The 19031-nt window shown below is 35.6% G+C and carries 18 protein-coding genes and 1 pseudogene; 9 read left to right on the forward strand and 10 right to left on the reverse strand.

Annotation, left to right across the window (positions count from 1 at the left end; genetic code table 11):
* Positions 1-8 precede the first annotated feature (8 nt).
* The 6 genes from JYK00_RS01605 to JYK00_RS01625 are packed head-to-tail and all read right to left on the reverse strand — an operon-like array spanning position 9 to position 5468.
* Positions 9-1241 carry a PhoH family protein gene (locus JYK00_RS01605; protein WP_207566981.1) on the reverse strand — a complete coding sequence of 411 codons (1233 nt, stop codon included), beginning with the start codon at positions 1239-1241 and terminating at the stop codon, positions 9-11.
* Positions 1241-1807 (reverse strand): 3'-5' exonuclease, encoded by a 567-nt coding sequence (locus tag JYK00_RS01610; RefSeq protein WP_207566982.1) that lies wholly within the window; start codon positions 1805-1807, stop codon positions 1241-1243. Before JYK00_RS01610 ends, JYK00_RS01605 begins: the two co-directional genes overlap by 1 nt.
* A 42-nt stretch (positions 1808-1849) precedes the next feature.
* Positions 1850-2857: a flagellar motor switch protein FliG gene (gene fliG / locus JYK00_RS01615; protein ID WP_207566983.1), complete on the reverse strand. Its 1008-nt coding sequence runs from the start codon at positions 2855-2857 to the stop codon at positions 1850-1852.
* A gap of 5 nt (positions 2858-2862) precedes the next feature.
* A complete protein-coding gene (locus JYK00_RS09760) occupies positions 2863-3960 on the reverse strand; it encodes a flagellar M-ring protein FliF C-terminal domain-containing protein (RefSeq protein WP_266097023.1) in 1098 nt (365 codons plus the stop codon).
* Positions 3902-4468 (reverse strand): hypothetical protein, encoded by a 567-nt coding sequence (locus JYK00_RS09765; protein WP_266097024.1) that lies wholly within the window; start codon positions 4466-4468, stop codon positions 3902-3904. The genes JYK00_RS09760 and JYK00_RS09765 overlap by 59 nt, the downstream gene beginning before the upstream one ends.
* 13 nt (positions 4469-4481) lie before the next feature.
* Positions 4482-5468, reverse strand: a complete 987-nt coding sequence (locus JYK00_RS01625) for a lytic transglycosylase domain-containing protein (protein WP_207567589.1) — start codon at positions 5466-5468, stop codon at positions 4482-4484.
* A gap of 67 nt (positions 5469-5535) precedes the next feature.
* On the opposite strand from JYK00_RS01625, the gene JYK00_RS01630 reads away from it, so the two are divergent.
* The 9 genes and pseudogenes from JYK00_RS01630 to JYK00_RS01670 all read left to right on the forward strand — a co-directional run bounded on the left by JYK00_RS01630 (position 5536) and on the right by JYK00_RS01670 (position 14673).
* On the forward strand, positions 5536-6102 hold the full coding sequence (locus JYK00_RS01630) for a YceD family protein (RefSeq protein WP_207566984.1): 567 nt from the start codon (positions 5536-5538) through the stop codon (positions 6100-6102).
* A gap of 3 nt (positions 6103-6105) precedes the next feature.
* Positions 6106-6288: a 50S ribosomal protein L32 gene (rpmF, locus tag JYK00_RS01635; protein WP_207566985.1), complete on the forward strand. Its 183-nt coding sequence runs from the start codon at positions 6106-6108 to the stop codon at positions 6286-6288.
* Positions 6285-7267, forward strand: a pseudogene (plsX, locus tag JYK00_RS01640) (phosphate acyltransferase PlsX). The gene rpmF and the pseudogene plsX overlap by 4 nt, the downstream one beginning before the upstream one ends.
* A complete protein-coding gene (gene glmS / locus JYK00_RS01645) occupies positions 7255-9063 on the forward strand; it encodes a glutamine--fructose-6-phosphate transaminase (isomerizing) (RefSeq protein ID WP_207566987.1) in 1809 nt (602 codons plus the stop codon). The pseudogene plsX and the gene glmS overlap by 13 nt, the downstream one beginning before the upstream one ends.
* Before the next feature lie 401 nt (positions 9064-9464).
* Positions 9465-10262 (forward strand): hypothetical protein, encoded by a 798-nt coding sequence (locus tag JYK00_RS01650; RefSeq protein WP_207566988.1) that lies wholly within the window; start codon positions 9465-9467, stop codon positions 10260-10262.
* A 30-nt stretch (positions 10263-10292) separates the two neighbouring features.
* Positions 10293-11045 (forward strand): basic amino acid ABC transporter substrate-binding protein, encoded by a 753-nt coding sequence (locus JYK00_RS01655; RefSeq protein ID WP_207566989.1) that lies wholly within the window; start codon positions 10293-10295, stop codon positions 11043-11045.
* 84 nt (positions 11046-11129) lie between these two features.
* Positions 11130-11780, forward strand: coding sequence for an amino acid ABC transporter permease (locus JYK00_RS01660; protein WP_207566990.1), 651 nt, complete (start codon positions 11130-11132; stop codon positions 11778-11780).
* Entirely contained in the window at positions 11777-12508 is a 732-nt protein-coding gene (locus JYK00_RS01665) for an amino acid ABC transporter ATP-binding protein (protein WP_323128248.1), read from the forward strand. The genes JYK00_RS01660 and JYK00_RS01665 overlap by 4 nt, the downstream gene beginning before the upstream one ends.
* A gap of 152 nt (positions 12509-12660) precedes the next feature.
* Entirely contained in the window at positions 12661-14673 is a 2013-nt protein-coding gene (locus tag JYK00_RS01670) for an LVIVD repeat-containing protein (RefSeq protein ID WP_207566991.1), read from the forward strand.
* Positions 14674-14809: 136 nt separating this feature from the next.
* Here JYK00_RS01670 and JYK00_RS01675 read toward each other — a convergent pair whose 3' ends face one another.
* The 4 genes from JYK00_RS01675 to JYK00_RS01690 form a co-directional block, all read right to left on the reverse strand.
* Positions 14810-16321, reverse strand: a complete 1512-nt coding sequence (locus tag JYK00_RS01675; RefSeq protein ID WP_207566992.1) for a hypothetical protein — start codon at positions 16319-16321, stop codon at positions 14810-14812.
* A gap of 31 nt (positions 16322-16352) precedes the next feature.
* Positions 16353-17105, reverse strand: a complete 753-nt coding sequence (locus tag JYK00_RS01680) for an ABC transporter ATP-binding protein (protein WP_207566993.1) — start codon at positions 17103-17105, stop codon at positions 16353-16355.
* Between the two features lie 47 nt (positions 17106-17152).
* Positions 17153-17716, reverse strand: coding sequence for a DUF998 domain-containing protein (locus tag JYK00_RS01685; protein ID WP_207566994.1), 564 nt, complete (start codon positions 17714-17716; stop codon positions 17153-17155).
* 171 nt (positions 17717-17887) lie between these two features.
* Positions 17888-19030, reverse strand: a complete 1143-nt coding sequence (locus tag JYK00_RS01690) for an aspartate-alanine antiporter-like transporter (protein ID WP_228288183.1) — start codon at positions 19028-19030, stop codon at positions 17888-17890.
* Between the last annotated feature and the right edge of the window lies 1 nt (position 19031).

The raw sequence follows: 19031 nt of genomic DNA on the forward strand, positions 1-19031 counted from the left end.
CGACCTCCTCACAATAAATTTGCCGCCTCTGTTGCAAGAGTAGAACGCTCCCCTTTTATAAGAACAATATGCGCAGCCAATGAACTGTTCAAAAATTTTGTAGCAGCGTAAATAAGTCCATTACTGTTTTTATCTAAATATGGGGTATCTATCTGATAAACATCTCCCAGAAGTACTACCTTGGTATTTTCCCCCGCTCTTGTAAGTATTGTTTTTACTTCATGCGGGGTTAGATTCTGCGCCTCATCTATTATAATTAATTGGTTTGGTATAGAGCGTCCTCTTATATATGTTAAAGCTTCTATTTCAAGTATCCCTTTCTTCATAAATTCTTTCATATTCATGTTGGCTATTCTGAAAAGATACTCAAGATTATCATAAATAGGCGCCATCCACGGACGCATTTTTTCCTCATAACTTCCGGGAAGGTAACCTATTTCTTTCCCCCCCATAGCTACAAGAGGTCGAGCAACTATTATTTTTTCATATTTTTGCTCAGTAACCGCCTTCTGAAGAGCACATGCCAGAGTAATAAAAGTTTTTCCCGTCCCTGCAATTCCTATAAGAGATACCAGTTTTATATTATCGTTTAAAAGAGCATCCATAGCAAAGAATTGCTCACGATTTCGCGGTTTTATTCCCCACGCTTCAATCTTCTTATGCAACTCTATAAAATTTTCCCCATCAAATCTGTAATATCGCCGCCTATCATCAATATATAAATTTGGGTAAAGAGATGCCCTATCACATTTTTCTATATTGGCAGTTTCAAAATATCCCGGGTTTAAAGTTTCAAGCTCTGACCTATCACTTAAATAATCCTGAGTTGGTATTCCAAGAGAATCGGCTTTCACCCTCAAATTTATATCTTTGGAAACTAAAAATGTCGGAATTTTTGAACTGTTTTTTACATGAAGTGTGTAAACCAATATCCAGTTATCAACATACTTTTCAAACAAAAAATCAACGTGCTCTTTAACCTCTCTTGAAAGAGTTATTACTTTCAATGTCCCTCCACTGTCCAGCTTTACTCCTTCAGAAAGTTTCCCCTTTTCGCGGAGTTTATCAAGTTCACGTATAACGTCTCTGGCAGACTTTCCAACATTACCTGGATTTCTTTTAAGTTTGTCAAGTTCTTCGAGTACTGGCAATGGTATTAAAACATTGTTATCCTGGAATGAGTAAATTGACAATGGATCATGAATCAAAACATTTGTATCCAGTATAAAGTTCTTTACCATTAATACCCCCTCCCCTGCCATTTCCGAATAAATTCTGAAATATGTCTATAACCTATCTTCTCTACCAATTTTATAAAAACCTTAGCCGTCAAAATAGCATCCTCAAGAGCTCTATGTGGAACATTTTCACCTATCTTAAATTCCCTTATTAAGCTTTCCAGAGATCTTTTTCTGCCATACAAAACCTGGCAAATTTCCAGGGTATCAATGTATCGAAAAGAAATAGGAAATTCTCCTATTTCCTTTGTTGCGAAGTCAACAAACGATAGATCGAAATTTGCATTATGCATAACAAAAACTGTACCTTTGGAATAAGCGCGAATGCTATTCACCATGTTTTCGAGTCCGGGAGCGTTCGCTATCTCACTATTCGAAATTTTATGAATTTTCTCAACAAGTGCAGGTATTCTTATTTTCGGGTTTATAAGAGAGTGGTAAATCCACTCTTCAACTATTTTTCCCTTATAAACTGGAACTATTGCAACTTCTATTATTCTATCACCATAAAATGGGTTTAATCCTGTAGTTTCGGTATCCATAACACAAAAAACTGTTTCGTCAAACAAAAGAAAACCTCCATTTTATTACTTAGTTCGGCCAACTAAAATTTAAACAATTAATTCTTCTCCGCCACCTCTGGCTATAACTATCTCTCCCGCTTCTTCCAGACGCCTTACAACATTTATTATTTTTTGCTGGGCCTCTTCCACATCTTTTACCCGCACTGGCCCCATAAATTCAAGTTCGTCTTTGAGTAATTGTGCAGCCCTCTTTGACATGTTGTTAAATATTTTTTCTTTAAGTTCTTCTGAAGCGCCTTTTAAAGCTATAGCAAGATCACGTGTATCAACTTCTCTTAACACCAGCTGTACAGATCTATCATCAAGTTTGAGAAGATCCTCAAATACAAATAGCCTGCGCCTGATTTCCTCTGCAAGTTCTGGAGATTCATATCCAAGCTTTTCCATAATGGCTCTTTCTGTTGCTCTATCTATGTTATTAATAATTTCAGCAGCTGTGTCAATTCCTCCAACCTGACTCATTGTTTGAACACCCAGACCGGAGAATTTCTTTTCAAGATTTTTCTCTATTTCTTTTACAACATCCGGCGATGCCCTTTCAAGCAACGCTATTCTTTTAACAACCTCTGTCTGTACATTTTCAGGCAGCGAAGATAAAACTTGCGCCGCAATAGGGGGATCTAAAAAGCTCAGTACGAGAGCTATCGTTTGAGGATGCTCAGATTGAAGGAAATTAACTATCTGAACTGGATCCGCAAGTCTCATAAATTCAAAAGGTTTCACCTGGAGGTTCGAAACAAGTCTTTCAATTATCTTCATAGCTCTTTCTGGACCAAAAGCTTTTATCAACATCTCTTTAGCATAATCAATACCACCGGACAAAAGTAATTCTCTTGCTTTGGTAAGATTTTGAAACTCCTGAAGAACCGCTTCTCTTTCTTCATCACTCACTTTCCCAAGATTTGCTATTTCTATGGTTAGTTGTTCCACTTCTGTATCATCTAAATTTTTCAGAACATTAGCCGCGGTTTCTGGCCCCATCAAAACCAATAAAATTGCAGCTTTTCTTTTACCTGCTATTCCCTTTTCAGGCATAAAATTCACCCTCTTTCAGAAAGCCATATTCTGATAACAGCCGCTGCCTCTTCTGGAGATTTTTCAGCAATTTTTCTGGCATATGCTTTAAGTTCCTCAATAACTTTTTGCGCTTCAGATAGTAATTCCTCAGCTTCTTCTTTACTTGTTTCTTCAATCTTTCTTTTAACCTCTTCCTCAAGGGTTTTATACCTTTCTTCTATGAGTTTTCGAGCTTTAACTTTTCGTATCTGGACAATTGTTCCATAAGATCCAAAGAATATCAGAACGGTAGCTATCAATATTAGAATCATTTTATATATGAAGCTTTGTTGCAATCGCTGCTTCTCCAGCTCCATATTTATCTGTTCTTCCAATTCCCTGCTAAAGGGTATAAATGCAAGCGAATAAGCAAGTGTAGCATCCCTGGAATTTGCCAGAATGCTTTTTTGCACAATATCAGACACCACTTTTTTTACCTCTTCCTTATTCATGGAATTCAACACTGTGGACGAAGAATCAATTATAACAGATACGGAAATATCTTCTATTTCTCCTTCCGAATTATTTACTATATTTTCAACTATCTGATTTAGCTCATAATTTGAAATCTCATGGGTCTTCTCATAAACCGTTGATTCACTACTTTCCACAGATTGATACAATGTTGTTGGCACATTAGATTCTGTTCCTACTGGCCCTCCATTTGCAGGCTTATTTACAGTTTTTTCAGTTTCTTTTTCCTGACTTCTCAATAGTCCGCCTCTTGGAGAACTGTAAGTTGTTATGGTTTTTTCTGTTTTCTCCCAATTTAATCTCACATCCGTAATAACTTCTACCCTATCTATACCAAAAACATTTTCAAGCGCAGGTTTGATTTTTGATCTGTAATAATTTTCAAGCTGCATTTTAAGTTCTATTTTCGTTCCTGCCGCATAAAGACTTCCACTTAAATTAACAAGATCACTTAATGCTCTACCGTAGTTGTCAATCACCTTCACATTTTCCGGTTTTAATCCTTCAACCGCACCTGTCAAAAGATAAATTATACCTTTTATTTGTTCTTTAGAAAGTGTTACACCTGGTTCTAAAACAAGCTGTACCGAGGCCCGGGGTTCCGCCATATCCCCGCGAACATAATAAGTATACTTTAGGTAACGTCAGATGAACACGAGCATACTTTACACCGTTTATAGTAGATATAGTCCTTTCTAACTCTCCTTGAAGCGCTATTTGATATTTCACCTGCTTATCAAAACTCGTCGCGCCAAAGCTTGTTTGCTCAAGAATTTCAAAACCTGACGAAGTTCCGCCCAACGCCCCGGTTGTCGCTATCTTCATTCGAACCTCGTAAACATTATACGAAGAGGGAATAAGTATACGATTTCCGGCTTCAACACGATATGGAATATTCAATGATTCAAGTTGCTGAATTATGGCTCCCGCATCAGATTCATTGTTGGCTGTAATAAGTAAAACATACTTTGGGGCATTCAATATTATAGTTATTATAATTGCAATTACAACAGAAAACGTCACTGCCATTATAAGTATCTTCTGGACAGGATTTGCTTTCTTCCAGAATTCAGGAATTTTCTGAAAACTATCCAAAAATTTTCGAAACCAATCCATAAAATTTATCACCTCAAAATCTCAATTCAAAAAATATATTTTTTCGTAAACTATCATATCCTGCACCTAAACGCCAACTTTTTGCCCCATAACCAACAATAATGGAAAAAGCTGAAATGTCAAATCCCTCAGAGAAATCGTATTTTAATCCAAAATTATACCCCACAGGCTTTGTATGAAAATATCCAAGTACCGGCCCTGATTTCACCACTGAATTATTATAACCCAATCTATAACCAAATACTAATGAGTTAAAATGGCTTAACCTCACAAAAGCGTCGGCACCAATTGTTACTTCTGAAATATTAACTCCTGTAGCATCTTTTGAAAATTCAAAATCGGAAAACACATCAAAATCAGTTGTACCTAAAATACTCCACATTCCCCCAACACCAGCTGTTATAAGTGTCGAATCTTCAGTAACAAAATATCCTCCAGAAATATACAGCACATATCTATCATATAAAGATGAATTGTTACTTATTTTATTTGCCAGAGAAAATACTTTTTGTGCATAATTTTTCCCCGCCTTACGCATGCTCGCACTTTCTTTATAATTTGAAGCTCCAACATTATAAATAGCAAGTGCTTTTTCAAGACTTCCGTACTCTTTCACAAGAAATCTCAGCATTCTGTCCGCCCCATTTAAAGCTTGCGATGGATTCCAGGCGTTTGACACCCCATAATCTTTTGCCGCAATATCTTTAAACTGAGCAATTCCCATAGCTCCAACACCTGACAAAGCATGAATATTAAAGCCTGATTCAAGATAGGCTAACCCTTTTACTATACTGGGATACCGCATGTTTTTCGTAAATGTATTAAATGATACGATTCTGTAAACTATAGGATTATATATGGAAAATTGTACCCCGTTGGTGTAAAATTGAAATTGCACGTTTAGTCTTGAAGATGTAAGGTATAATACTGGATCGTGTACAAATGCAAAAGCAAAAAGGGTAGACCAAATTAGTATCAAAATAAAAGTCAACCTGATCATCAAATTATCTCACCCCCTTAATCTAACTCAGTTATATAATACCACAAAATTAAAAGAGGTGTTAATCTTGAAGTGGATTATAAATGTCAAAGATGTCATAGCAAACAAAAAACTCAAAATAGAAGGAAACTATGAAAAAGATGTAATAGAGCTTCACACAGGGACTTACAAAGTAATTAATGGCATTTTTTCCGTTAAAGTTTCTTTAGTTTATACCAATAACACTATAGTAGTTGGCGGGTACGTTCGAGGAAAAGTTGAAAGACCATGTGATAGATGCCTTGAAATGTCTGTAATGGAACTTAACGGTACAATAGAAGCTGTTTATGACTTAAAAAATGAACCAAATTTTAAAAATTCCGAAATAGAAGATCTAAAAAATGTGATATACTACAAAGGTGATACTATAGATCTCGAAGAACGAATAATCGAAGCGCTAATTGTTGCAGCGCCAGATGTGTTTTACTGTAAAGAGACTTGCAGAGGGCTCTGCCCATATTGTGGAGTGAACTTAAACAAAAACCCCGATCACAAGTGCGAAAAAAACGAAAGCTATACGATAAACAAGTCCGCTTTTTCAAAATTAGAAAAATTAAAAGATATGTTGAATAAAAATGAAAAAGAGGAGGGATAAATTATGGCTGTTCCAAAACAAAAAAGATCTCGCAGCAGAACACATCATAAAAGAGCAAAAATTTACAGAGCCTTTTCAGTACCAGTTTCTGTTTGTCCAAACTGTGGCGCTCCCAAGCTTCCTCACAGGGTATGTTTGAGCTGTGGATACTATGGAAAGAAACAGGTGTTTGAATTAGCAAAATGATAAAATTAGCAGTAGATGTTATGGGAGGAGACAAGGCGCCAGCTGAAATATTAGCTGGCGCTGTAACGTTTGCCAGAAACAACAAAGACACAAAATTAATTCTGGTTGGAATAGACGAAGCGTTTAAAGATATTGAAATTCCAGAAAATTGTTCTGTTGTTAGAACAGAAGATTACCTCCCCATGGATGTAAAACCAACGGAAGCACTTCGAAGAAAAAAGAGTACAATGTATACAAGTTGCAGGCTTGTTAAAGACAAAGAAGCGGATGGCGTTGTAAGTGCTGGAAATACAGGTGCTCTTCTCTCGTGCGCAACTTTTGTAGTTGGAAGAATAAAAGGAATAGAACGTCCAACGCTCGCAGTACCAATTCCAACAGAGAAAGGTTTTTCAATTCTTGCCGATGCAGGAGCCAATATTGATGTTAAATCCTCAGTCATTGCTCAATTTGGAATAATGGCTGTTGAATATGCAAAAGTTATGGGAATTGAAAACCCCACAGTTGGATTATTGAATGTGGGAACCGAGCAAAATAAGGGTACCCAGCGCGAAAAAGGAGCTTTTACCCTTTTAGAAAATATTTTTAAAGAGCAATTTTTAGGAAATATAGAGGGAAATGACATAAATAAAGGTGTAGTTGATGTCATTGTCTCCGATGGCTTTGCTGGAAATGTAGCTATGAAAACCATGGAAGGTGTTGCAAAATTAATTTCAAATATGATAAAATCTGAAGCCAAAAAAAATATACTTGGAGCTATTGGTGCGCTGCTTATGTACAAAACCTTCAGGAATTTGAAAAAGAAGATAGATCCAAGAATGTATGGAGGAACGTTTTTCATAGGAGTTAACGGAGTGGTAGTAAAAGCTCACGGAAATTCTGACAGAATAGCAATATATAACGCTTTAAAAGTTGCAAAAAACGGAGTTAAAAATCGCCTGCCAGAAAAAATAAAGGAGGCGCTGGAAAATGTGCGGAATAGTAGGGATAGTGGGGACTGAGTTTACTGTTGGAGAATTGATAGATGATCTTCAAAAACTTGAATACAGAGGTTATGATTCTGCAGGTGTTGCTTTCTTATCCACGGAAAAAGTAAACATAAAGAAATCTATAGGAAGAATAAGCAATCTTAGAAAAATAGTTGAACCTGACCTGTTCTCAAACATCGGCATAGCCCACACAAGGTGGGCAACCCATGGTGCGCCAAATGACATAAATGCTCATCCCCACTCTGATTGTACAGGTAATATAGCCATTGTTCATAACGGAATAATAGAAAACTACGCTGAGCTTCGTGAAATATTAATAAAAAACGGTCACACTATCAAATCAGATACAGACACTGAAGTTATTGCGCATCTTATTGAAGAAAATTATGAAGGAGATCTGTACTCTGCCGTACTCAAAAGTGTTAAAAAATTAAAAGGTGCATACGCTATTGCTGTTATGCACAAAGCACATCCTGAAACACTCATAGCGGCAAGAAAAGGAAGCCCTCTTGTTGTTGGAAAGGCTAATGACAAAACAATTTTAGCCTCTGATATAACCCCAATAATAAAATACACAAAGGATGTTGTATTCCTTGAAGATGGTGATATTGCAATTTTGAAAGGAAATGATATTAGAATAACAGACGTCAATGGAAATATAGTATTAAGGAAAACTATTCATATTACCTGGGACGAGTCGTCTGCAGAAAAAGGTGGATATAAACATTTTATGATAAAAGAAATATACGAAGAACCTGAAGCAATTGAAAGCGCGCTTGTAGGGAGAATAAAACTTGAGGGACCATTTTTGAAAGAAATTGAAGAATTTAATCTGGAAACTATTAACAAAATTAAAGTAGTCGCCTGTGGAACAAGTTATCATGCTGCTTTAGTATTCAAATATTTCCTTGAAAAACATATAAACATAGATGTAGAAGTGGACGTTGCTTCAGAATTCAGGTATAGAAACGTTTATATTGACGATAATACCGCAGTTATAGCAATTTCTCAATCAGGAGAGACCGCTGATACATTAGAATCTGTTAGAGTTGTAAAGAGAAAAGGTGCAAAAGTAATAGCAATAACCAACGTTGTTGGTTCCACAATTACCCGGGAAAGCGACGCTACAATCTACATGAATGCAGGCCCGGAAATAGGGGTAGCTGCTACAAAAACATATATAAATCAGTTAGTTGTATTATATTTACTTGGAATGAGTATTTTGAAGAAAAGAAACGTATGGTCTGAAAATTTAGAAAAAGACCTGAACTTTTTGAAAAATTCCCCGGATATTTTCAGAAAAATGTTTGAAACAATAGATTTAAAAGAACTTATTTCATATTATAAAAACTTTAACCACTTTATGTACATAGGACGTGGAATAAATTACCCAACTGCTCTGGAAGGAGCGTTGAAATTAAAGGAAATTAGTTATATAAATGCAACAGCATATCCAGCTGGCGAATTAAAACATGGACCTATCGCTCTTCTTGACCCAACTTTTCCCGTTTTTGCAATAGCTCCAAAAGATTCGCTTTATGAAAAAATGAAAAGTAATATAGAGGAATCAAAAGCAAGAAAGGCAAGAATTATTGCAATAACAACTGAAGGAAACAAAGAAATTTCATCGATAGCTGATGATGTTATTTTTGTGCCAGAAAGCCCGGAAGATATGTACCCGCTGGTTATTGCTCCCATTATTCAAATATTCGCTTATTTTGTTGCTGACATGAAAGGATACGATCCAGATAAGCCTCGCAATCTTGCAAAAAGTGTGACTGTAGAATAATCAAAGAGCCACGAAATTTCGTGGCTCTTTTTTCGCTAATCTCGCTAACCCTCGCTAAATATAAGATTCCTCACCCTTCGGGTTCGGAATGACAGGGGTGGGTTGGAGCCCTCACCTTCTACGCTCCTCGGAATGTCAACCTTTTTTGTCATCCTGAGCGTAGCGAAGGATCTTTCTTTTTACCAACCTTGCTAACTCTCGCCAACCTCGCTAATCATAAGATTCCTCACCCTTTGGGTTCGGAATGACATGAATGGAAGGCCAACCTCGCTGACAATATAGGAGAAGACTATTTTGTAAAAGATATTAAAAATATGTTATAATCATATTTAAAGAAATGCCGTTCTCAACATAAGAAGTTAAATTTAATCAAAACCTTTTTAGGAGGGAGGAGATATATTATGAGAAAGCATCTGCTGTTTATTTTGATATTACTTGTTGGTTCCTTAGGATTTTCCTTTACAATAAACAGCAGTCTTATAGAACAACCTTCTGATATTATTGCCCGAGATTATTTTCTAAAAGTAAGTGGAACCTATTACAACGATCTTTATCTGGAGAAGGAAGTTATTGGCATTGACGGAACTGTTCGAATTGACTTTCCACTAATAACAATTGGAATTCACGCTTTTACAACTTTTTCATCTACCACTATTGATTCCCCGGAATTTTTAGATTTTGAGGGTGCCATGGCTTTAACATTTGGTCCGTTGTACGCAGCTGTTGCTGCTCCATTTGTACTTGGAACTGATAATATATATCTTGTAGGCATTCCATCGATAGCTTTTGGAATAGCAGGTCAAAAAGAAACTTACAGAAGCTACAATAGAGTTGACATCTCATACATTCCTCACAATTTCTTTACGATTATTAACGGGGAAATAAACATGAACCCTGACTTTGATCCTCTCAACGCAGCACTCCGCATAAATCTTTACTCTGAGAGATATCAAAAGTTTGGTATAGACGTAACATTTAAAGATTTAAAACTATTCTTAGAGCAACAAGAACTCCTGTACTCTGTGAAGGTTATTTTTGGAAAAACTCTGTCATTTTATGGAGTTTATTCCAATTTTGAAATTCCTTACAAAGCCGGAGCAGGTTTAGATCTTGGAATACTGCAAGGATGGGCCTTTGTAAGTTTGAACGAACAATTCGAGCCTGAGCAATTTGAGCTCAGTGTGGTTTTAAATTTTTAGTGAACAATAAATCCAGGGGAGGGATAGGGTATGAAAAAAATGATAGTGGTAATACTGTCTGTCATCATTTTTTCCATGGTATTTTCCGCCACAATTACAGAAATAAAGGCAAAAGGTAAGCTATTAGTTGGTACAGAACCAACTTTTCCTCCATTTGAATATGTCGATGAAAATAACAATATAGTAGGTTTCGATATTGACATTGCACAACGTATAGCGGACAAACTTGGCGTAAAGCTTGAAATTGTGAATTTACCATTTGACTCCCTGATACCCGCCTTAATGCAAAATAAAATCGATCTTATAATAGCCGGGATGACAATTACCGAAAAACGTGCTAAAGTCGTAGATTTTTCCGTCCCATATTTCAACGCAAATCAGTCTATAGTCGTCAGAGAAGGTGAGAAATTCAGGCCAGTAAAATTAGAAGATTTAAAAGGAAGGAAAGTAGCAGTTCAACTTGGCACTACTGGAGACATAGTCGTTTCAGAAATTTCAGAAATAAAAGTCGTCAGATTCCAGAAATTTACTGACGCTTTCCTCGAACTTCAAAACAAACGAGTTGATGCTGTTGTTTTAGACGAAGCTGTGGCCCGGGCTTATGTAAAAAAATTCCCAAAATTTGTCGTTTCAGCTGTAATTGATACCGGTGAAAAATACGGAATAGCAGTTAAAAAAGGAAATTCTGAGCTTTTGAATTTTGTAAACAACGTGATTTCAGAAATGTTCAAAAGTCCTTATGATTTACTTGTAGAAAAATGGTTTGAAAAAGCTCAACAATGATTATTTTTATTTAAAGACAGCACGTAAAACTTACGTGCTGTCTTTCTTTTAAATACTTATTTTTTCAAAGAGGGTGAAAATCAAATGGGAGGAATAACAACAGTTGTAGAAAACTTTCCTTTTTTACTCCTTGGAGCCTGGGATACATTAAGATTAACGTTTTTTTCCGTGTTAATAGGTTTAATTATAGGAACCTTTGTAGGAATGGGAAGACTATCGAAACTCAAAATAATAAACATTCCATGTACTGCGTACGTTGAATTTTTAAGAGGAACGCCTCTTTTAGTACAAATTTCTATTGTTTATTTTGGACTCCCACAACTTGGCATACAATTAGACGCATACCCAGCTGCAATAACAGCTCTGGGATTGAACAGTGGCGCCTACATAGCAGAAATTGTGCGAGCTGGCATCCAATCTATTTCTCGGGGACAATATGAGGCGGCTCGCTCGCTTGGATTAACCCACTGGCAAACAATGAGATATATAATTCTGCCTCAGGCATTTAAAAACATACTACCCGCCCTTGGAAATGAATTTATTACACTGACAAAAGATAGTTCACTCGCTTCTGTAATAGGTGTTACAGAATTAATGAGAAGAGGGCAATTTGTTATCACACGAACGTTCCAGACTTTTTCTATTTACTTTGGAGTAGCCCTGATATACTTCATTCTTACGTTTATAATTTCCAGAATCACAAGATATGTAGAAAAAAGGATGGCGGTAGCGTGAGTGAAATTTTAAAAATAGAGAACTTGCAAAAAAGTTTCGGCCATCTAAAAGTATTAAAAGGAATAAACCTCTCAGTAGACCGCGGAGAAACAATTGTCATAATCGGACCAAGTGGCGGCGGAAAAAGTACCTTGCTTAGATGTATAAACCATTTAGAAGAATATGAAGATGGAAAAATTATTTTCCTGGGAGAAGTAATAGACAGGCATAACACCAATTTAAATAAAATTCGAACAAAAATAGGTATGGTTTTCCAGCACTTCAACCTTTTCCCACACATGTCTGTTCTCGAAAACCTGACTCTTGCTCCTATAAAAGTTAAAAAATTATCTCAAGAAACGGTTATCGAAAAAGCAAAAGAACTTCTGAAAAGAGTTGGGCTTCTTGAAAAGATAAACTCCTACCCCGAAAGTCTTTCAGGAGGGCAAAAACAACGAGTAGCAATTGCGCGCGCACTTATGATGGAACCTGTTCTGATGTTATTTGATGAACCAACATCTGCTCTTGATCCAGAACTCGTTGGAGAAGTATTAGAAGTAATGAAAGACTTAGCGCGCTCAGGTATGACTATGATTGTCGTAACCCACGAGATGGGCTTTGCCAGAGAAGTTGCTGATAGAATCATTTTTATCGATAAAGGTGTGGTTGTAGAAGAAGGAACGCCTGAAAAAATAATGAATAATCCTCAGCACCAAAGAACCAGAGAATTCCTGCGCCATATTCTTTAAATTTGAAGTCAAAAAATTAAAATAAAGCTGAATCTAACAATCATAATGTTAGAAAAAGTGGTTGTTTACAAAAAGTGCCGCTCCATGGTAGAATAGTAGGAGTGGTGTTGTATTTTACCTTATCATTTTGATATTTTAAAGGAGGTCTTATTGTGAGTAACTTATCTCGAAAAAAAGTTTTTCTATTTTTATTTCTAGCTCTTGCACTTTTTGCCGCTCTACTGTACGCCACAGGAAACGCCAAAGTAAAAGCATCTACTAAGGCAGACACAAACCCCTCAGAAAATCCGAACACTAAAGCAAACTCCAGCGTTGAAAAAACTGTAAATACTCAGGAAACAACTGATACTGTAACGAATTTGTCGCTAAATGATATCATTGTAGTCGCTGGCGGGGAGGAAGGAATATTTGTCATAGATATTAGCAATCCGAAATTTCCAAAAATTGCGAAGCATCTGAACATTGATATAGAGGCTAAAAAAATCCAATTATCAGGAAATTATGCGTATGTTACCAACAATAAAGGAAATTTTATTATAATAGATGTCTCTAACCCGAAAAATCCCGAGAAGGCTGGACAATTTGATATTGAATATAAATACACCAGAGGATTTTATGTATCCGGAAATTATGTATACATCGCTGATAAAAACAAGGGACTTGTAATAGTAGATGTGTCTAATAAAGAAAAACCAGTAGAAATTGGGCAAATGGATATTCGCGATGGGGGATATGGAGTTTACGTATCTGGAAACTATGCGTATGTTATTAATCCCCGCAAGGGCCTTATAATATTTAACATTTCTGATCCAGCAAATCCAGTGGAAGTTGGGCAACTCGGCAAGTACCTGGGAAGCAGCTTGCGTCAAATCTATGTGTCTGGAAAATATGCATATGTTGCAAATGGCTCCAAAGGTCTTGAAATAATAGATGTGTCTAATATAGAAAAACCAATAAAAGTTGGCATAATTGATACCGGAACTGCACTAAAAGTTCTGGGAACCGGGAATTTCGCATATGTTATTGATGAAAAAGAAAATTTTGTAATAGTTGATGTGTCTGATCCAGCAAATCCAGTGAAAGTTAGTAGTTTAAAGGGCAGGAAAGGTGTTACATCAAGCAAACCATTGGATTTATATATATCCGGAAATTTTGCATACATTGTTGATAAGATAGATGATCTTTTGGTCGTTGATATATCTAATCCTGAAAATCCCGCAAAAATCGGTTCCTTAAAAAATGGTTACAGTGCAAAAGATGTATATATATCTAAAAACTACGCATACGTTGCTGATGGATTAGACGGCCTTTTAGTACTGGACGTATCCAATCCAAAAAAACCTGTGAAAGTTAGTCGTTTTGATACGAAAGGGAATGCACGAAGAGTTTACATATCTGGAAAATATGCATATATCGCTGATGGTTACGAGGGCCTTGTAATAACAGATGTGTCCAATCCAAAAATGCCGAAAAAAGTAGGACATTTTCGCACTGACGATTATGCATGGGACGTTTACGTGGTCGGAAAATATGCATATGTTGCTGCCGATGATAATGGCCTTGTAATAATAGATGTGTCTAATCCAGCAAATCCGGTGAAAGTAGGGGAAGTAAGAACAGGATATGATGCTTTAGGGGTCTATGTAGATGAAAAATACGCATATATTGCCAATTTCGATAATGGCCTTGTAATAGTAGATGTGTCTAACCCTTCGTATCCCTTCCAGATTGGAAAATATGATACTTATGGATGGTCATATGGAGTCTATGTCGACGAAAAAAGGCGTGCATATGTTGCCGATGATGACAATGGCCTTGTAATAATAGATGTGTCCAATCCAGCAAATCCGGTAAAAATCGGATACTGGAATGATTATGGAGGCGCAAAAAAGGTCCGTATACTTGGAAAGTATGCATACATTGCAAGTGGGCGTGCAGGACTTGTGATACTGGATGTATCCAATCCCAAAAAGCCTGTGAAAGTTAGCCGTTTTGATACAGACGGAGAAGCAAAAAGTCTCTATGTATCTGAAAAGTATGTATACATTGCCGATGATAGTAATGGTCTTGTTATATTAGATGTATCCAACGTAAAGTCACCATCTCTTGTTCTGGATATGCCCTGGTTGAATCTCTATGGAGTATCTGGAGCACCTGGCTTTTAAACACTTTGTGTAGTACTCTTTAGACTTATTAAACTTAAGACTTTTATGAAAAAACACCCCCTCAAATGATAAAAATTTATCTGAGGGGGTGTTTCTTATAACAATGAAAGAACAAAATTTGATGTCTTTTCAGTATCTAATAAAAACACTTTTTCAATTTCTTATAAAAATAATAAGAAACCCATATAGCAAGTGCTACTGAACCCACAAAAGAAATCCAGGCAATTGTTAATCCCATCAAAGACAATTTCGAAGATTCTATAATATAAATGAGTGGAAAAATACATCCAAACGCTATTCCCATGGTTATCCCTTCGATGGCAAAAGTTGCTCCCACACCAAAAATCTTTCCAATATTTTCTATCTTGGGTGGATTTTTTGCCACAAAATATGATCCTATAATCGCGCTCATGCCAAACAAAATAAACGGAACAACAATTAATAATAGGTACATGTAACTAAATTCCACTTTAAACAGTATAAATCCAAAAACCACAAGAATTATAAGAAAGTTTATCAAAGCAGGTATTATGATTTTAGGGAACATCATGTTCTTAAAGTGAACAGGAAAAGTTCTGGCTGTATCCATACAAAGAAATTCACGCGAAGCAAGTATTCCCGACTCCATTGCAACATAAAATGTGGTTATAGGAATGACTGTAAATAACATTACAAATGGATTTTGATTCATTAATCCCATAAATACACCAAAACCCGCAGGATACAGTATAAAGAAAAGAAACTGCTCGTATCTTAAAACCGCCTTAAAATCCTTTTTGTAAATTGCCAGTATTGAAGAGCCACTTCCTTTTATTGCATGCTTCTTCTTTGCACTCCTCCTCTGAACAGGTTCAAAGCTCATTTTTTCAGCCATTACAAAAAACAGAAAGCCAAACACTATCGAAAGCAAAGCTGAATATAAAATTTTAACTCCTCCTAAAAAGCTCCAGGCAAATACGTTATAGGAAGATTGTGAAAACTGAATGAATTTGATTATATTTTCATATTTACTTATATCAACGTCCTGTGCCCCGACTATTATGAAATATATAAAAATCATTGAAAGGGAAACCAACAGAGAAATCTTTCGTGATAATCCTTTTGAAGCTTTTCCTCCTAAAAGAATAGCTATAACTGAAGAAATGGAAATCAGAAAAGCCACGTGAACAATTAACTTTAAAAATGCCAGTAATATAGCTTCTTTAACCACAACAGCATATGCCAGATAAATAAAAATGTAAATTGATAACACTAACGCTTGCGATATTGTAGAAACAAATAACTGGTACGCAGTGAGTATCCTTCGTCTTATAGGGAGAGTTAATAATAATTCTATTTCATCGTTCCTTGCAAAAGAGTACATGGCTATCCCTACAAAACCAACTATGAAAAACAACGAAAGAAGAGTCATCCAGAAAGATATCATAATCTCAGGAAGCGCAGGATTTACAGAAACCATTTGATTAAATGTATTCTTCATAAAGAAAAATACTATCACACCAAAGCTCATGGCCCCAAGAAAACTCCAGAAAAGGTTACTTTTAAATTTTGCCCTTTTTATTTTTCTGGCCTTTTTAACCTTTCCCCCGCCGTACATATTGTTTTCAACAAAAATTCCATATCTTAAAAGTATCAAAAATTCTCTCATATTTTCACCTCTAAATGCTATAAATATTGAATTAAAGAGTATCCACTATACTTTTAATATCTTCTTCCTGGGCAGTAAGTTCTATGAAAAGCTCTTCAAGTGTCTTATCATCACTACCAGTGAGTTTTCTTAATTCATCCATAGTACCCTGAGCGATTATTTTACCTTTATCGATTATTGCTATCACATCGCACATTTTCTCCGCTATCTCAAGTATATGTGTGGTAAGAAAAATTGTTACCCCTTGAGTGGAATATTTTTTTAATAAATCTTTTAATATTTTCGCGCTCCGTGCATCCAATCCCACTGTTGGTTCATCCAAAAATATTACCTCAGGTTTTCGCATTAAAACACTGACAAGCATTAACTTCTGCTTCATGCCATGAGACATATCTGAAACAAACTTATCGAGATAATCTACGCTAAAAGCTGCGCACAACTCATCTATTCTTTTTTTTGTATCAGAATTATTCACTTCAAAAATGTCCATTATGAATTCTAAAAATTCAAAACCTTTCAAGTGGGTATATATCTTTGGCTCATCTGGCACAACACCTATTCTGCGTTTAATATCTATTTCATGTTTTTTCATATCCATTCCAAGAATTTCTATTTTGCCTCTGGTTGGTTTTAAAGTTCCTGTGAGCATACGAATAGTAGTAGTTTTCCCCGCACCATTTGGTCCAAGAAATCCAAATATTTGTCCCTCTGGAATATCAATATTTATACCATCTACCGCCCTTACCCCGCCAAATTCTTTTGTAAGGTCCACTGCTTTAACCATTCATCCACCTCCCTGGAGTTCTAAAACCTGATAATTCTAAAAAATGACTATAAAAAACTTTTAAATAATCTATCCAGCTTTCCTTCAAAAAACTCTAAAATAAGGTCAATCACCACCAAAAGTAATCCAAAAATTTCCAGATATCCCGTTGATGGAAAAGGGTTATAGACAAGAACAATAATAATTGTTATAAAAATTGCAACAGACGAAACCTGAAATACCTTATCAGACGATTTGAAACCATAAACCATCATTCCAGCATAAAATATTAAGAACGTCATAAGAGCTACAAAATCGTGTGGTTTCGTTCCGTCTGGAAATACCCCAACAAGTATCATAAAAATACCGCTTAAAAGTACATAAGCGCCACCTATTATTCTCAATTTTTCTATAGATTTTCTGATTAATACTAATCCATAAAACGTCATAAATACGCCACCAACAATCACAAAAAAAGAAAAAATCCAGGGATAAGTCGCTAAATAACTATTTCCAAGTTTGCTGAAAGTATACTGTGACAAATTGAACCATTCATTGAAATAAACGGATATGAAAACCCCCACAAAAAACATAGTTATGCTTAATAATCCCAGGAATTTCAGAGATTTCATAATTAACCTCCATATTGATTTTTCAAAATTTTCAAGTTATGTAAATAAATTATTCTTCAGCCTTTACATTTTCTTATATATAGATTTTAAATCAGAATATAGAAACTGTAAACCTTATTTTGAAAGTCCACCCAACTTATTTTTCAATATTAACAAATTTTACACAAACAATTAGCTTAACAGAATCAAAAAGACCTTATTAAATACCACCATTCCAAGCAAAGCAAAAGGATACGTTGCTCCATATCCAGCTACTACTTCTTCGGAATCATTCGCATCAATGGCGGCGCCCAATCCTGGTGTACTTGTCATTCCACCACAAACTGCCCCTGATAATATTATCCAGTTCATTTTAAATATGTATCTCCCTATTAAATAACCAACAAAAATAGAAGCAAAAGCTATTATCAGTGAAAACAACATCAACATAAACGTGCTAAAATTTAAAGTGGTAAATGTCCTGTACCCTGATTTTAATCCCACCGAAGCTAAAAACATTAATAAGCCAAATTCCTGAAATATTTTTAAAACTCTGTAATTCATTCTAAAATCAAAGATCCAGAGCTTACCAGCAGCCCCTAAAATTAAAGATGATAACAATACCCCTCCTGTTATTCCAAGATTAAAATTGATTCCAGCACCTATATTTATTTTCCCAACCAATATTCCTGTAATAATAACAAACATATACGATATAAAATCAAAACCAGTGTTATCATCCTTATAAAAAACCGATTTTGCAAGTAAATTTTCTTTTTCTTTTTTTATGTCTATTTTAAAGATAACAGGAATAAAGTACATAGCAAAAATCACAGCTAAAACTCCCGGTATGTATCCTATAGAATAGCCGTAGGTAATACTTGTTTGAAATTCCGGGGCGCTTTCTATAGCAGTCGCCAGCCCCGGAGAACTGGTAAGTGCTCCAGAATAGATACCTATAAAATTGTACTTATTCTCATAAAACGTTGATAAAAAATATGTACCAATAAATCCGAAAAATGTTATGAAAAACGCTATCATCATAAATTTAACTCCAAACCTTTTTACAATTTCTTTTATATTTTTTGAGGCTATTAATCCCACCGAAGATATAAACAATATCAACGAAAAAATAAAAAAAGTATGAAAGGTACTGTTTAAGCTGTCAACAACCTCTTGATCATTAATTCTGGTAATTATATACCATCCTATTATTAAACCGCTAAACAGCGCTCCAGAATTTCCAAGTTTAAAATTTCCAACGCGTATTTTTCCCAATAAAATCCCTGTTAGCATTGACAAAAACAATAAGAAAAAGGGATTGTCAACTATCAAA

This window comes from Thermosipho ferrireducens, assembly GCF_017358165.1.
Classification (GTDB): domain Bacteria; phylum Thermotogota; class Thermotogae; order Thermotogales; family Fervidobacteriaceae; genus Thermosipho_B; species Thermosipho_B ferrireducens.

Bases quoted from the DNA above. Each gene is read 5' to 3' on its own strand.
- JYK00_RS01605 (WP_207566981.1), bottom strand. From the start codon at position 1,241: ATGGTAAAGAACTTTATACTGGATACAAATGTTTTGATTCATGATCCA.
- fliG (WP_207566983.1), bottom strand. From the start codon at position 2,857: ATGCCTGAAAAGGGAATAGCAGGTAAAAGAAAAGCTGCAATTTTATTG.
- JYK00_RS09760 (WP_266097023.1), bottom strand. From the start codon at position 3,960: ATGGCGGAACCCCGGGCCTCGGTACAGCTTGTTTTAGAACCAGGTGTA.
- JYK00_RS09765 (WP_266097024.1), bottom strand. From the start codon at position 4,468: ATGGATTGGTTTCGAAAATTTTTGGATAGTTTTCAGAAAATTCCTGAA.
- JYK00_RS01625 (WP_207567589.1), bottom strand. From the start codon at position 5,468: ATGATCAGGTTGACTTTTATTTTGATACTAATTTGGTCTACCCTTTTT.
- rpmF (WP_207566985.1), top strand. From the start codon at position 6,106: ATGGCTGTTCCAAAACAAAAAAGATCTCGCAGCAGAACACATCATAAA.
- glmS (WP_207566987.1), top strand. From the start codon at position 7,255: ATGTGCGGAATAGTAGGGATAGTGGGGACTGAGTTTACTGTTGGAGAA.
- JYK00_RS01650 (WP_207566988.1), top strand. From the start codon at position 9,465: ATGAGAAAGCATCTGCTGTTTATTTTGATATTACTTGTTGGTTCCTTA.
- JYK00_RS01655 (WP_207566989.1), top strand. From the start codon at position 10,293: ATGAAAAAAATGATAGTGGTAATACTGTCTGTCATCATTTTTTCCATG.
- JYK00_RS01660 (WP_207566990.1), top strand. From the start codon at position 11,130: ATGGGAGGAATAACAACAGTTGTAGAAAACTTTCCTTTTTTACTCCTT.
- JYK00_RS01675 (WP_207566992.1), bottom strand. From the start codon at position 16,321: ATGAGAGAATTTTTGATACTTTTAAGATATGGAATTTTTGTTGAAAAC.
- JYK00_RS01680 (WP_207566993.1), bottom strand. From the start codon at position 17,105: ATGGTTAAAGCAGTGGACCTTACAAAAGAATTTGGCGGGGTAAGGGCG.
- JYK00_RS01685 (WP_207566994.1), bottom strand. From the start codon at position 17,716: ATGAAATCTCTGAAATTCCTGGGATTATTAAGCATAACTATGTTTTTT.